General features: G+C 64.0%; 17 protein-coding genes. 10 read left to right on the plus strand and 7 right to left on the minus strand.

The window, feature by feature from the left end; genetic code table 11:
• Positions 1 to 3 precede the first annotated feature (3 nt).
• The gene (locus tag J2X54_RS11140) at positions 4 to 936 is read right to left on the minus strand and encodes a LysR family transcriptional regulator (protein ID WP_310180654.1); all 933 of its coding nucleotides are present in this window, start codon (positions 934 to 936) and stop codon (positions 4 to 6) included.
• Positions 937 to 1,097: 161 nt separating this feature from the next.
• Between J2X54_RS11140 and J2X54_RS11145 the strand changes: the two genes are divergently transcribed.
• The 8 genes from J2X54_RS11145 to J2X54_RS11180 all read left to right on the plus strand — a co-directional run bounded on the left by J2X54_RS11145 (position 1,098) and on the right by J2X54_RS11180 (position 7,429).
• On the plus strand, positions 1,098 to 1,802 hold the full coding sequence (locus J2X54_RS11145; RefSeq protein ID WP_310180656.1) for a pirin family protein: 705 nt from the start codon (positions 1,098 to 1,100) through the stop codon (positions 1,800 to 1,802).
• A 115-nt stretch (positions 1,803 to 1,917) separates the two neighbouring features.
• Complete coding sequence (ribA, locus tag J2X54_RS11150; RefSeq protein WP_310180657.1) at positions 1,918 to 2,571, plus strand: GTP cyclohydrolase II; 654 nt, start codon at positions 1,918 to 1,920, stop codon at positions 2,569 to 2,571.
• A 55-nt stretch (positions 2,572 to 2,626) separates the two neighbouring features.
• Positions 2,627 to 4,156 (plus strand): serine protease, encoded by a 1,530-nt coding sequence (locus tag J2X54_RS11155; RefSeq protein ID WP_310180658.1) that lies wholly within the window; start codon positions 2,627 to 2,629, stop codon positions 4,154 to 4,156.
• A complete protein-coding gene (locus J2X54_RS11160) occupies positions 4,153 to 5,160 on the plus strand; it encodes an FHA domain-containing protein (protein ID WP_310180660.1) in 1,008 nt (335 codons plus the stop codon). The genes J2X54_RS11155 and J2X54_RS11160 overlap by 4 nt, the downstream gene beginning before the upstream one ends.
• Before the next feature lie 93 nt (positions 5,161 to 5,253).
• Positions 5,254 to 5,727: a hypothetical protein gene (locus tag J2X54_RS11165; RefSeq protein WP_310180662.1), complete on the plus strand. Its 474-nt coding sequence runs from the start codon at positions 5,254 to 5,256 to the stop codon at positions 5,725 to 5,727.
• 85 nt (positions 5,728 to 5,812) lie between these two features.
• Positions 5,813 to 6,055, plus strand: coding sequence for a type II toxin-antitoxin system Phd/YefM family antitoxin (locus tag J2X54_RS11170; RefSeq protein ID WP_310180665.1), 243 nt, complete (start codon positions 5,813 to 5,815; stop codon positions 6,053 to 6,055).
• Positions 6,052 to 6,639, plus strand: a complete 588-nt coding sequence (locus tag J2X54_RS11175; RefSeq protein WP_310180667.1) for a hypothetical protein — start codon at positions 6,052 to 6,054, stop codon at positions 6,637 to 6,639. The genes J2X54_RS11170 and J2X54_RS11175 overlap by 4 nt, the downstream gene beginning before the upstream one ends.
• A 100-nt stretch (positions 6,640 to 6,739) precedes the next feature.
• On the plus strand, positions 6,740 to 7,429 hold the full coding sequence (locus tag J2X54_RS11180) for a DsbA family protein (RefSeq protein ID WP_310180669.1): 690 nt from the start codon (positions 6,740 to 6,742) through the stop codon (positions 7,427 to 7,429).
• A 5-nt stretch (positions 7,430 to 7,434) separates the two neighbouring features.
• On the opposite strand, the gene J2X54_RS11185 is transcribed toward J2X54_RS11180, so the two are convergent.
• The gene (locus J2X54_RS11185; RefSeq protein ID WP_310180671.1) at positions 7,435 to 8,403 is read right to left on the minus strand and encodes a diacylglycerol kinase family protein; all 969 of its coding nucleotides are present in this window, start codon (positions 8,401 to 8,403) and stop codon (positions 7,435 to 7,437) included.
• Positions 8,404 to 8,668: 265 nt separating this feature from the next.
• Here J2X54_RS11185 and J2X54_RS11190 point away from each other — a divergent pair, with 265 nt between their 5' ends.
• The gene (locus J2X54_RS11190; RefSeq protein WP_310180673.1) at positions 8,669 to 9,127 is read left to right on the plus strand and encodes a nuclear transport factor 2 family protein; all 459 of its coding nucleotides are present in this window, start codon (positions 8,669 to 8,671) and stop codon (positions 9,125 to 9,127) included.
• On the opposite strand, the gene J2X54_RS11195 is transcribed toward J2X54_RS11190, so the two are convergent.
• Entirely contained in the window at positions 9,128 to 9,739 is a 612-nt protein-coding gene (locus tag J2X54_RS11195; RefSeq protein ID WP_070250186.1) for a TetR/AcrR family transcriptional regulator, read from the minus strand.
• Between the two features lie 114 nt (positions 9,740 to 9,853).
• On the opposite strand from J2X54_RS11195, the gene J2X54_RS11200 reads away from it, so the two are divergent.
• Positions 9,854 to 11,098, plus strand: a complete 1,245-nt coding sequence (locus J2X54_RS11200; RefSeq protein ID WP_310180676.1) for an MFS transporter — start codon at positions 9,854 to 9,856, stop codon at positions 11,096 to 11,098.
• Positions 11,099 to 11,251: 153 nt separating this feature from the next.
• Here the strand turns inward: J2X54_RS11200 and J2X54_RS11205 are convergent, their stop codons facing one another.
• From J2X54_RS11205 to J2X54_RS11220, 4 genes are read right to left on the minus strand one after another with little or no spacing between them, the layout of a single operon-like run.
• On the minus strand, positions 11,252 to 11,551 hold the full coding sequence (locus tag J2X54_RS11205) for a hypothetical protein (RefSeq protein WP_070250188.1): 300 nt from the start codon (positions 11,549 to 11,551) through the stop codon (positions 11,252 to 11,254).
• A complete protein-coding gene (gene ispF, locus J2X54_RS11210) occupies positions 11,551 to 12,045 on the minus strand; it encodes a 2-C-methyl-D-erythritol 2,4-cyclodiphosphate synthase (protein WP_310180678.1) in 495 nt (164 codons plus the stop codon). Before ispF ends, J2X54_RS11205 begins: the two co-directional genes overlap by 1 nt.
• 15 nt (positions 12,046 to 12,060) lie before the next feature.
• The gene (ispD, locus tag J2X54_RS11215; protein ID WP_310180680.1) at positions 12,061 to 12,759 is read right to left on the minus strand and encodes a 2-C-methyl-D-erythritol 4-phosphate cytidylyltransferase; all 699 of its coding nucleotides are present in this window, start codon (positions 12,757 to 12,759) and stop codon (positions 12,061 to 12,063) included.
• A 6-nt stretch (positions 12,760 to 12,765) separates the two neighbouring features.
• Positions 12,766 to 13,494, minus strand: a complete 729-nt coding sequence (locus J2X54_RS11220) for a hypothetical protein (protein ID WP_310180681.1) — start codon at positions 13,492 to 13,494, stop codon at positions 12,766 to 12,768.
• Position 13,495 lies beyond the last annotated feature (1 nt).

Genomic DNA, 13,495 nt, shown 5'->3' on the forward strand with positions numbered 1-13,495 from the left:
GTATCAGCCGGGTAATGCGTGGTGGGGCAAGTGTTGCACCAGGCGCTCGGCCAGTTTGGCGGCGCGCATGCGCGCGATCCACCAGTTGAGTGCGGCGCCGTTCTCGCCGGTGCGCCAGGCCAGGTAAAACGTTTCGTCCGGCTTGGGCTCGGCCACCTGCTTTTCCACCAGCAGGCCGGCAGCAATCGCGGCGCGCGCGCACGGCTCGGGCAGGAAGCCGAAGCCGACCCCGGCGAGCTGGTATTGCAGCTTGGTTTTCATGTCCGGCACGCTCAGCGTATCTTGCCCCAGCAGCAAGCCCACCGTGCGCGGCGCCATGCGCCGGGCAGAATCGGCCACGCTCACGGCGCGGTATTGCTGCAAGTGCGAGCGGTCGAGCTTGCCTTCCACGGCCGCCAGCGGATGATGGGGCGCTACCGCGAACACGAAACCGATCTTGCAGATCGGCTCGGATACATAACCGCCGCCGGCCGGGCCGTCGCCGGCCACGCCGACCAGCAAATCGGCGCGGCGGTCGAGCAGCGCTTCCCAGGTACCGGACAGGGCTTCCTGCACCACGCGCAGCCGGGTCTGCTGGGCCACCTCGTAAAAGGCCGTCACATCCTCGAAGAACATGCAGGCCGAAAACATCGAATCGCTGCCGATGGCCAGCTCGGTCTCCCAGCCCGATGCAACCCGCCGTACCCGGTGTTCGAGATCCAGGGCCGCCTTGAGCAGGTAGCGCCCTTCCTTGAGCAACTCGGCGCCGGCGGCGGTAAGCACCACGCGCGGACCGTTGCGTTCGAACACCTGCACGCCAAGGTCATCCTCGAGCTTGCCGACCGTATACGAGATGGTCGACGGTACGCGGTGCAGTTCCTTGCCGGCGGCGGAAAACGAACCACGGCGGTCGATGGCGTCAACAATTTGCAGGGCTTCCAGGCTTAATCTGAGCATTCGATTTTTTCGATAGTAGAGGGGTAATTTTTCCGTTTTTTAAAACGCGAACACAGGTCTATACTTTGATTCATGGATGCAGCGATAGTGAAGCAAACGAGCAGAAACAGCGTTCAAAATTATCGCACATTAATTAATCACACAAGAAATGGAGCCCTATCATGTTGCAAATTCGTAAAAGTGAAGCCCGCGGTGCCGCCAACCATGGTTGGCTCGATTCCAAACACAGCTTCTCGTTCGGCAGCTACCACGATCCCGACCATGTCGGCTTCGGCCCACTGCTGGTGATCAACGAAGACCGCGTGCAAGGCAGCCAGGGTTTCGGCACCCACGGCCACCGCGATATGGAAATCATCTCGTACGTACTGAGCGGCGCGCTCGAGCACAAAGACAGCATGGGCACCGGTTCGGTCCTGCACTACGGCGACGTCCAGCGCATGAGCGCCGGCACCGGTGTCCGTCACAGCGAGTTCAACCATAATGCCGACGAGAAAGTGCACTTCCTGCAAATCTGGATCCAGCCTAACCAGGTCGGTATTCCACCGAGCTACGAAGAAAAGAACTTCACCGTCGAGAGCAAGCTGGGCAACCTGCGCCTGATCGCTTCCAGCGACGGCCGCGAAGGCTCGGTGCTGATTCACCAGGATGCGTCGATTTACGCTTCCATCCTGCGCAGCGGTGATGCACTGGAGCACAAGCTGGCAGCCGGCCGCATCGCTTATGTCCACGTGATCCGTGGCGACGTGACGGTGAACGGCAACGCGCTCAAGGGCGGCGATGCCCTCAAGCTGACGGCCGAGAACCTGGTGACGCTGGGTAATGCCACCGATGCGGAAGTATTGGTCTTCGATTTACCCAACGGGTAACCACCAGGCAAGAAATATTTTTCCGCCAGGTTTGGTATGATGAAGGGCGCGCCGGGTCTGTCAGAACAGCCCGGCGCGCCTTTTTTACGTTACTTGAACAAGAATAGAGAAAGTTATGTCGCTGAGCGCAGAAATCCCGGTCCAGGATGAACTGGACTACATGACCTCGTGCGCGCTCCCTACCCCGTGGGCGCAGTTCACCTTGCACGCTTTTGTGGAAAAGGCAACGGGCAAGGAACACCTGGCCATGGTACTGGGCGACATCAGCAACGGCGAACCGGTGCTGGCGCGCGTGCATTCCGAGTGCCTGACCGGCGACGTGCTGTTCTCGCAGCGCTGCGATTGCGGCGCCCAGCTCGAAGGCGCGCTCAAGCGCATCGCCGACGAAGGCCGCGGCGTGCTGCTGTACCTGCGCCAGGAAGGCCGCGGCATTGGCCTGGTCAACAAGATCCGCGCTTACCGCCTGCAGGAAGCCGGCGCCGACACGGTACAGGCCAACGAACAGCTGGGCTTCAAGCCCGACCAGCGCACCTATGGCCTGGTCAAGCCGATGCTCGACCAGTTCGACGTGAAAAGCCTGCGGCTGATGACCAATAATCCGCGTAAGATCGACGCCATGACCAAGCTCGGCATCGAAGTGGCTGAACGCGTGCCGCTGCTGGTGAACCGGAATGCCTTCAACCAGCATTACCTCGATACCAAGGCCGCCAAGCTCGGACACATGATGAAGCCGCTCACACCGGCGCCGGTGGAAGACGGCGCGCTGTAGGATCCCGCTGTGGGATCCCGCTGTAGGATCCAGGTATCAACCGTCCAGGAACTGCATGAAATTCACCGTAATTGTTGCTTCACTTGCCATGACCTGGGCCAGCGCCGGCGCGCTGGCAGCGCCAGCCAACCCGCCAGCCGCCGCTGCTAATGCTCCTGCTGCCAATGCACCTGCTGCCAACGCTGCCGCTGCTGCGCCGGCAGCAACCGGCGCCAAAACCGCGCCAGCGGCGCCTGCGATTCCGGGCATTGCCGTGAAACCGCCAGCCACGCCTGGCGCTGTTGCTCCCCCTGCCGCTGCTGCCGCTGCTGCCGACTCCGCGCCGCTGCCGCCGCCCTCGTCCGCCGCCCAGCACCTGTATGCCTCGGCCAAGAACGACATCCTGCAAGTGCGCTCGCTGCTCAAGAGCGGCCGCACCCAGTCGTCGGTCGGCTCCGGCTTCTTGATCGGCACCAGCAACCTGGTGGTGACCAACTACCACGTGGTGTCGCAATTTGCGCTCGACCCGGACACCTATGTCGGCGAATGGGTCGATACCAGCGGCAAGCGCGGCAATGTCGAATTGCTGGCCGTCGACGTGCTGCACGACCTGGCCGTGCTGCGCGTGAGCCGCAACGGCACCGGCTTCTTCAAGATGCCCGACCAGCTGGCGCGCCTGACGCAAGGCCAGTACCTGTACTCGATGGGCAATCCGCTCGACCTCGGCTTCGCCATTTCCGAAGGCGCCTACAACGGCGTGATCGCCCGCAGTTTTTACGACCAGCTGATGTTTACCGGCCCGATCAACTCCGGCATGAGCGGCGGCCCCAGCGTGACGGTGGACGGCTCGGTGGCCGGGGTCAACGTTTCCAAGCGCCTCGATGGCGAACTGGTGAGCTTCCTGGTGCCGGCCCGTTTTGCCCAGGACCTGCTGAAAAAAGTCGAACAACAGCCCAAGCCGCCGGCCGACTTCAACGCCGTGGTCGCCAGCCAGTTGCTCAGCCACCAGCGCGCCATGGTCGATCAGTTGCTGGCCACGCCGCTGAGCCTCAAACCCATGGGACCGTACATGGTGCCGGTGCGCGAGTCCGAGCAGATGCGTTGCTGGGGCCGCTCGAGCGTGAAGGCCGACAAGCCGTTCACGGTCGATGACGCCAGTTGCGCGATGGAGTCTGCGATCTTTATCAGCGGCACTTTGCAGACCGGCCAGATCAGCATTCGCCACCAGTTCATGCGCAGCAACGGCCTCGACCAGTTGCGCTTTTCGCAACTGGCGTCAGCCTCGTTCAAGAACGAGCATTTCGGCAGTTTCAAGGACAGCCGCCTGACCGGCCCGAACTGCACGGAAGACTTCGTCAAAGCCAGGGACGTGCCGCTGCGCGCGGTGCTGTGTGTACGCGCCTACCGCAAGTTTGCCGGCCTGTACGACTTTGCCCTGCTGACCGCCGCCACCGACCAGGGCTCGATGAGCCTGCAAAGCCGGCTCGACGCACGCGGCGTGTCCTACGATAACGGCATGCGCCTGACCCAGGTGTTTCTCAATTCGATGTCGCTGGCCTCCAAAAAAGCCGTGCCGGTCAAGCCGGCAGCCGGAGGTGCACGATGAGCGCCCCCTACTTCATCGAGATCCTGGCCCGCAACGGCGACGTGCTGCACCGCCACAAGGTGGCGGACTTGCCGATCCGTATCGGCCGTGGCTACGACAATGACGTCATCCTCGACGACGCCCATAGTGCTGCTTCGCACGCGATGGTCGACCTGGACGACAACGGCAAATTGCTGCTGCGCGACCTGGGCAGCAAGAACGGCACTTTTGCCCACGGCAAACGCGCTGACGGTGCCGGTGTCACCGTCGAAGGCAACACCGTGGTGCGCCTGGGCCACACCCGCCTGCGCATTCGCGCCGCCGACTATCCGGTGCCGGCCGAAGTGACCGACACCACCATGCACGGTTGGGAAGGTACGGTTCCCGCCGCCATCGGCCTGGCGCTGATCGCCGTTTTCAGTTGCCTGGAAACCTGGATTTCCGACATCGAACCGTTCGCCCTGATCCGCTACCTGCTGGTACTGGCGTCGAGCCTGGGCCTGGGCCTGCTGTGGGCCGGCGCCTGGGGCCTGGCCAACCGCCTGTTCGGCAGCCACGCGCGCATGGGCCGCCACCTGTTCATCCTCGGCAGCGGCTTGGCCGCCGTGTTTGCCTGGCGCGCGCTCAGCAGCCTGATCGCCTACGCCTGGTCGGCCGAAGTATTCACCCGCTACGGCAGCCTGGTCACGCTGGCGATCGTGTGCGCGATGCTGTTCTTCCACCTGATCACCATCAAGCCGCACCACCCGCGCCGCTTCGCCATCACGGCCTGGGTGATGCTGGTGGTCGGTGCGGCGCTGTCGCTGCTGAACAATGCCCAATCGACGGGGCGCACCTCCGACGAGCTGTACATGTCGGTGCTGTTGCCACCGGAAGTACGGCAAAGCCCGGACCGCAACCTCGACCAGTTCCTCAGCAATGCGGCCAAGCTCAAGCAAGGCGCCGATGCGGCGCGCGCGCGCTCGGTCACCGATGGCTTCGGCGACGGCGATGACGACAGCGGCGACGGCGAAGTCACGGACTAATCCGTGTCGGCAAGGCAAGGGGACAGCGCTTGCGGATGGGGTGGGCTATATTGATGTCGATTCGACCATCTTTTAATCTCACTGGACATCAACATGACCATCCGCACCCTGCTCTCCTCCGTCCTGATCGGCATCGTCGCCAGCGCCCGCTCGATGACGCCGATGGCCACCATCGCCGCCGCCCGCCTGGCCGGCCGCCGCACGCCGGGCGAACTGTTCCTGCTTGACCGCCCGATCTTCAAGTTCGGCGCGCTGGCCATGGGCGCAGGCGAACTGTACGGCGACAAGATGAAAACCGCACCGGACCGCACCGTGGCGCTGGGCCTGATCGCCCGCGTGGCCAGCGCCGGCATCGCCGGCGCCGCCCTGGCGCCAAAAGGCCGCGAAGGCGCCGGCGCCGCCGTGGCCGTCGCCACCGCAGTGCCGATGGCTTACCTGACGCTGGCCGGGCGCAAGGAAGGCATCGCGCGCATCGGTCAGACCCGTAGCGGCCTCATCGAGGATGCGCTGATCGTGGCGGCCGGGATTGCGATCGTGGCGCTGGCCACGCGGTCGAATCAACAATAGCGGCCCTCTGACGCGTTGCCGCTTGCTCAACCGAATGTCGATATGTGCTAACGTGAGTACATCAGCTGACGCTTGCGGTATTGCCATGAACATCACCACCATATCCAGTCGCGAATTCCACCAAGCGGTGAGCGCAGCAAATCAGGGACCGGTCCTCATCACGGAAGGGGCGCGCCCGACCCACGTGCTGATGAGCTTTGAAGATTACCAAAAGCTCACCATGCAGCGACGCAGCATTGCCGATGCACTGGCGATGCCGGATATCTCCGGCATCGAGTTCGATCCGCCGCAGGCGATCATCAATGCCAAGCCAGCTGGTTTAGTATGATCTCCGATCTCGATACCAAAACTCAGGCAGACGAAACGCACGCCTTCCCTTCCGCGTTGGCCGATCAGGCCGGCCCAATCGTATCAGCACTCGCCATGGGCGTGATGCACCCTGCGGTATACACTCACAAGTCTGTCAGCGTTGGCGGTGAGCAGTTGCACATTCCCGCTCGCGTGTATTACGACACAGAACGACTGCTGACAGCCGCCACTGCCCCAGGCGATGCGGGACTGATCGCCCTGTGCCTCGGCACCCGTCACCACGATGGCTTCGTCCGGGAACAATGCCTGCGCCGCATCCTGACCAGCGATGCGCCATGGCTGGCGCCGTTCGTGGTGCAGCTTCTCGGCGAGTATGTCATCGAAATCATCGAACCCATCCTTGAACGCTTCAGCCAGGGCATCGAAGCGAAATACCTGGATTTCTACCAACATAACCTCGCCTATTGCGAAGGCGTAGAACAGCGGGCGACCAGTTATTGGGCTGCCTACTACCGGCACCGCTTTGCCACCTGCAAGGAATACCCGGGGCTGATGGCGCTTGCCGCGCTGAAGCAGCAATATCCGAGATCGAAAGAACAGTGATAGCCTGATTCACCCGATCCATGCAACAAAGTGTCTCTGGCTACGCGGTATTTCTGCGCCGGCTCATCGCCTACAGTGGTGATTTTACGAAAGCCACCTGATGTCCACGATCCGCTTGCAATACCTGTTCGATCCGCTGTGTGGCTGGTGCTATGCCAGCGCCCCAGCGCTGGCCGGTTTGTCGGCTACCTTTCCATCGCTGCTGGAACTGCATCCGAGCGGCCTGTTTTCCGGTGCGGGTGCCCGGGCCCTCACGTCCGAATTCGGCGACTATGCCTGGAGTAACGACCAGCGTATCGCCGCCATGACCGGCCAGGTCTTCAGCGAGGCCTACCGCAAGAACGTGTTGCAGGCAAGCGGCGTGCGCTTCGATTCGGAAATCTTGAGCCGCGCGCTGACAGCCATCGCGGCGATCGACTCCCGACTGGAAGCGGGCCTGCTGCACCGCCTGCAAAGCGCCCGCTACGTCGGTGGCAAGGACACCGCCGATGCCGGCGTCGTCGCGCGCACCATGGCCGCCTGCCTGCAGGAGCACGGCCACCAGGCCGACGCCACCGAGCTGGCGCTGCAACTGGCCACCGATACCGGCCTGGCGCAGCGCACTGCGGCCCGTATCCACACCGCCCAGGCCTTGATGGCGCAGCTGGGCGTGCGCGGCGTGCCGCAACTGATCGTGCGCATCAACGACGCCGTGGTGCCGATCAGCAGCAGCGCGCTGTACCACGGCCCGGACTTGTTGATTGCCGAATTGCGCCGCCTGTTCGGCAAGGGCCTGGCCGAAGTGGCCTGACTCGTTTAGTCGACGTCGGCTGGCTTGGGGTCAGGCTTGAGCAGCAGCAACTGCTCATCCATCACGTGAATTTCCAGCGGGTTGCTCATCATGGTGATCTCGCCATCGGTGGCCACCTTGACCTGGCGCCGCCGCGACAGGCTGCGCACTTTCACTTCCACTCGCTTGAAACTGAAGGTGGTCAGCTCGTCGGCCTGGTTCAGCCGCCCCATCCGGCCCAAGGCGCCGTGCACCATCAGCCATAACATGCCGAGCTTGCCCTTGGTGCGCGGCGCCACCGCTGCCAGGCGGCCGTCTTCCAGCGCGTCGCTGAGCGGCGGGATGCCGATCTGTTCCATCTGCAGGCGGTTGTTACCGACAAAGAAGGTGGCGGTGCGCAGATGGCGTGGCTTGCCGTCGATATTCAACGCCAAGCGCAGCCTTCGATGCGGTCTCAACAAAGTCTTCAAGGCCGAGAACACCGCCACCAGCCGGCTGCGGCCGAACTGCTGCTTGTCCGCTTCGCGCGCTTCCAGCATCTTGGGATACAGACCGATGCTGGCGTTGACCAGGAACACGCGGTCGTTGATTACGCCGACCTGCACCGCATGCACGCGCGAAGCCAGCAGCGCGTGCACCGCCTCGGTCAAATCCTCGGGAATACCGTGGGTGCGGCCAAAATAGTTGAACGTCCCTTGCGGCAGCACGCCAAACTTGCAGCCGTGCGCCACCGCCTGCCGCGCCACCGCGTTGATCGTCCCATCGCCGCCGGCAGCCACCAGCACGCCGCCGCTGTCGGCCGCCTGTTTGGCCAGCCTGGTGGCAATCTCGTCGATGGTATCGGGCTGGTCGATCATGGTCAGTTCGAAGCGGCGGCCGGCGTCGCGCATGACCGTCTCGATGGTGGAACGGCGCTCGTCGGTCTCCGAGTGGCCGGAACCGGCGTTAAGGGCAATGAAAAAAGTGGCGTCGTGGGGGGCAGCGGTCGCTGTCATGGCTCGGTCAGGTTATTCATGCATCACCAGTTCGGTGCGGATGGTCATTGTAACGTTGACATTAACGCCGTTGATGTTTCATTGGTGTTTGGAAATTCCTGCGCTCTCGCTTTTTATCTTTTCTGGCGCAATGACGGACTGTCCCCCATAAATAGCACTCCATCGCTGGAATCGCACTGATCGTCTCAAACCTCCAGGCCACCGCCGCTATCCACGTAATATGCGGCAGGATGTATTACTGACACTTTTTTAGAGGACAACGCAAATGACATTGAATTTTCCCGCAGCGCTTGCCGGCGCAGCACTCGGCATCATGATGCTCACTGGCAGTGCGCACGCGGCCACCACGGACGCCGAACTGGTCTCCCTGGTCGAGCGTCACGCCCAGGCCCAGGGCGCGTTCGACCAGGCCACCTTGCGCGCCACCACCGCCGAGAACTATGTCGAGATATCGCCGGTCGGCGAAGTCGACAGCCGCGAGAAGATGTTGTCGTTCTACGCGCCGGAGTTGAAGCGCCCTGCCCCGCAGGTCCAGGTGGACGAGCCGGCGGTGCGCATCATGGGCGATACGGCGCTGGTGTCGGCCCGACTTTCCTACACCATGAACCAGGATGGGGCGACCCGCAAATTTGCCATGCGCGGCGGGTACGTCGCCCGCCTGGTCGGCCAGCAGTGGGTGCTGGTGTCGGCGCAATATACGGGCATCCGCCCATCCAAACCTTAACTACGCCGGCCAGCCCCGCAACACCTGGTCCACCACCTCCTGCAACTGCTGGCGCGTCGCGCCGGCGGCCGACTGCACGGCCATGCCGTTCGATACCGTCATCACGTAGCGCGCCATCTGGCCCGGGCAACAGTCGGCCGGCAAATCGCCCTCCTCGCGCGCCTGTTCCAGCCGCTGCTTCAGGCGCGCTTCGCTCAGTGCCCGGTGCTCGATCAGCGAGGCCTGCACAGGGCGCGCATCGTCGCTGCACGCCAGCGCGCCATTGATCACCAGGCAGCCTTGCGGATTGTCGGTTTCGGTCTGGGCGTTGGCGTTGCCACGTAAAAAATGCTCGACCACGGCGCGCGCGGTCGGCTGCTCCATCGCCGCATTGAACAGCGGATCGTGGCTGGCGCTGTAGCGCTCCAGCGCCAGGCGGAACAGGTTTTCCTTGTTGCCGAACACGGCGTACAGGCTGGGGCGGTTCATACCCATCGCCTCGGTCAGCTCGGGCAGAGAGCTGCCTTCGTAGCCTTTTTCCCAGAATACCTTCATCGCCTTTTCCAGCGCCGTATCGGCATCGAAAGTGCGTGGGCGCCCGGTCTTGCGGGTGGTGGATGCGGATTCTTTCATACCATTCGGTTAAAAACTCGTTGACAACATGCTGTTCATGGATTCATTATGAACCGACCAGTAAAAAACTCAAGGGTTTTTACGGACCAGTTCAACCTACCCGGAATCCATATTATGCAACAGACTTCTCCCGCCCATACCCTGCCCGGGGACGCCACAGCCGCGACATCCACCATCGCCCCCACCCGCGCCGCCTGGCTGGCAGTGCTGTCGGTCGGCATCGGCTCGTTCGCGCTGGTGACTACCGAGTTCCTGCCGGTCGGCCTGCTGCCGTCGATCGCGGCCGAGCTGCGCATTTCCGAGGGCACGGCCGGCATGATGGTCACCCTGCCCGGCATCATCGCCGCGTTTGCGGCCATCCTCGTCACCATCGGCATCGGCAAGACCGACCGCCGCTACGTGATCGCGGGCCTCACTGCCACGCTGATCATCTCCAACCTGATCGTGGCGCTCAGCGATTCGTTCGCGCTGATCCTGCTGGCGCGGGCACTACTCGGGGTTGGCGTGGGCGGCTTCTGGGCCATCGGCGGCGCGATCGGCACGCGGCTGGTGCCGCCTGCGTATGCGGCGCGGGCGACGTCGATCATATTTGCCGGCGTGTCGGTCGGCACGGTGGCCGGGGTACCGGCCGGCGCCCTGCTCGGCGAGATCGCGGGCTGGCGCGCGGCGTTCCAGGCCACCGGTGCGATTGGCGTGGTGGTCCTGCTGCTGCAACTGGCGCTGATGCCCAGCCTGCCGGCCGCCGGTTCGCTGACGTTCCGACAGGTGCCGGAACTGCTGCGCATCAAGAAGGCGCGGCTGGGCATGGCGGTGACCCTGCTGGTGTTTATCGGGCAGTTCACGGCCTACACCTACGTGACGCCGTTCCTGGTGCAGGTGGCGCAACTGGGCGCCGGCGTGATCAGTGCGTTGTTCCTGGCCTATGGCGTAGCGGGTTTCATCGGCAACCTGCTCGGCGGCTGGCTGGTGGCGCGCAGCGTGCGCCGCGCGTTGATCGCGGTGGGGCTGGTGATCGGGTTCTCGACCCTGGCGCTGCCGGTGGCAGGTGCGTCGCTGGCGGGCGTGGTGGTGCTGATCGTGACCTGGGGCCTGGGCTTCGGCATGATGCCGATCGCGGTGCAAAGCTGGATGTTCAAGGCGGCGCCGCATGCGATGGAAAGTGGCGGCGCGGTATTCGTCTCGACGGCGCAGGTGGCGCTGGCCGGTGGCGCACTGGTTGGCGGCATCGTGGCCGATCACGTGGGCGTGTCCGGCGTGATGATAGTCGGCGGTGCGTTTGCGCTGGCGATGGCGTTGGTGATCTGGCGGTTCGGGGTGGAGGATGGCGGGCCGGGCGCCAAGTTGGCGGCGGTACATTGATTGTCGGTGAGATTGCTGCGACTCTCAGGTTCCATGGATCCCCGCCTGCGCGGAGATGACGGATTCAAAGGCTGTGGCATTCGCGAACATGACGGATTTATGGCCCGAGAGCTGGGCGCCGTCATCCTCGCGCACGCGGGGATCCAGGTTTTGTCAAATCCGCCCGCGCCGGAATTCGGCCAGGAAGGCCTTGGTCTGTTTGGGCGACAACACCTGCACCGCATCGCCATGCCACGCGTACATGTACTGGTTGCCGCCCCGGTCGGTCAGCTTGGCGTCGAGCAGGAAGCACGTGCCCAGCGGGTACGTGTCCAGGTCTTTCAGGCGCTGCGAGCACTGCACCAGCAGCTCCGGCGAAAACGCCTGGCCCGGCACCGGGTGGATTTCCACCGCACTGCCGCGCTGCACCGAGTGCACCGCCACCTGGCGGTAGGCATAGATGTCGCGCGCCATCAGTCTTCGGTGGCCAGCAGCAGAGCCACTGCCTCGGCAGCGATGCCCTCCTCGCGGCCCAGGTAACCGAGCTTCTCGTTGGTCTTGGCCTTGATGTTCACCTGCCCTGCGTCCACGCCCAGGTCCTCCGCCAGGTTGGCGCACATGGCGGCAATGTGCGGCGCCATCTTCGGCTTTTGCGCGATGATGGTGGCGTCGATATTGCCGATACGGTAGCCGGTGGCGGCCACGCGGCGGGCCGCTTCCTTGAGCAAGGTGCGCGAATCGGCGCCCTTGAACTGGGCGTCGGTGTCCGGGAAATGCTTGCCGATGTCGCCCAGCGCGGCGGCGCCCAGGATGGCGTCGGTGATCGCGTGCAGCAGCACGTCGGCATCCGAGTGGCCCAACAGGCCCAGGTGGTGCGGGATGTCGATGCCGCCGATGATCAGCTTGCGGCCTTCAACCAGTGCGTGGCAATCGTAGCCCTGGCCGATGCGGAATGGAAGTTTGCTCATATTGTCCTTGGTAGTTTATGCGTCGGCGGCCAGGTACATCTCGGCGATGCGGATGTCGGCCGGCAGCGTGACTTTCAGATTTCTTGGATGGCCTTCGATCAGCCGCGGCGACAGGCCCAGCATCTCGACGGCGCTGGCGTCGTCGGTGATGGCGTTGGCGTCCGGGGCGCTGCCAAGCGCGCGCAGCAGCAGCGCGTAGCTGAACATCTGCGGCGTTTGCGCCAGCCACAGGCCGGTGCGCGGCACAGTGCTGACACCGTCGGCGCTGCGCTTGACGGTATCGACCACCGGCAAGGCCAGCAAGCCGCCGGCCGGGTGCTCGCCCACGCCGTGCACCAGTTTTTCAATCAGCGCCGGCGTCAGGCCCGGACGGGCGGCGTCGTGCACCATCACCAGGTCGCTATCGCCTAGTTGGCCTTGCAGCGCGCGCAGGCCGTTCAGCACGGTATCCATGCGGGTGGCGCCGCCGCAGCGCAGCACCGTCACGCCGTCGAGGCCCGGTGGCAACACGCCGTCGATCTGGCCGTCGTCCGCGCTGACCACCACGTAGGTGTGGGCCACCAGCGCGCTGGCGCGGAAGGCGTCCACCGCGTGGCGCAGCAGCGGCTTGCCGCCGACCGGCAGGTATTGTTTGGGGCCGTTGGCGGCCATGCGCGCCCCCACGCCGGCGGCGGGCAGCAAGGCGAAATAGCGGGGTTGGTTGGTGTCGTTCATGGGTTCTTATTGTTTGCGGCGGCGCTGTTCGATGATGCGGCGGATGTCGCCGTTGCAGGTCTCGGCCAGGCGCGCGTATTCCTGCGGGGTGTCGATTTTAGCCTGTTCCACGTTGCCCTTGTCGAATTCCGCCTTGATGAACGGGAACCAGACGCTGTTGATCTCGTGCTGCAGCGCCGATTGCGCGGTGCCCGAAGGCGCGTACAGCGGCCTCGCGTCGAAACGCTTTTCCAGCGCCGCGCGTACCACTTTTTCTACCCGTACCAGGTTGTCCATGTAGGCCTGGAGATGGCGCTGCTCGTGCTCGAGGATGACGTTGTAAGCGCAGGTACCGGGAGCGAACTCGTTGCCGACGTAGATCAGCACTGGCGCGTAGTTGAGTTTCAACTCCACCTTGGGCGCCACGCACTCGTAGCCGCTCACCGGGTCCTGCAACATCGGTCCGCCCAGCGTGGCCGAATATTGCGCGCGCGTGACAGTCAAGCCCAGCGTCTCGCGGCGGCCGTCGATGCTGCCGGTCTTCAGCGTCAGTGCGCGGTATGGCAGCTGGTTGTTGATGGTGAAGCCATTGCTCCTGGTCGAGAGCACCGAGATGGTCTTGCTGATCGTGTCTTCGCAGCGGACCTGGAATGCCGTGCGGGCGGCGGCGGCAGCGATGGCCTGCTTTGGGACCAGCACGCCGGCGGCGCCTGATACCAGGACAGCCAACGCCGCTGAGATGGCCAGCACCCGCATC

This window comes from Duganella sp. 3397, assembly GCF_031456625.1.
GTDB classification, from domain to species: Bacteria; Pseudomonadota; Gammaproteobacteria; order Burkholderiales; family Burkholderiaceae_D; genus Rugamonas; species Rugamonas phyllosphaerae.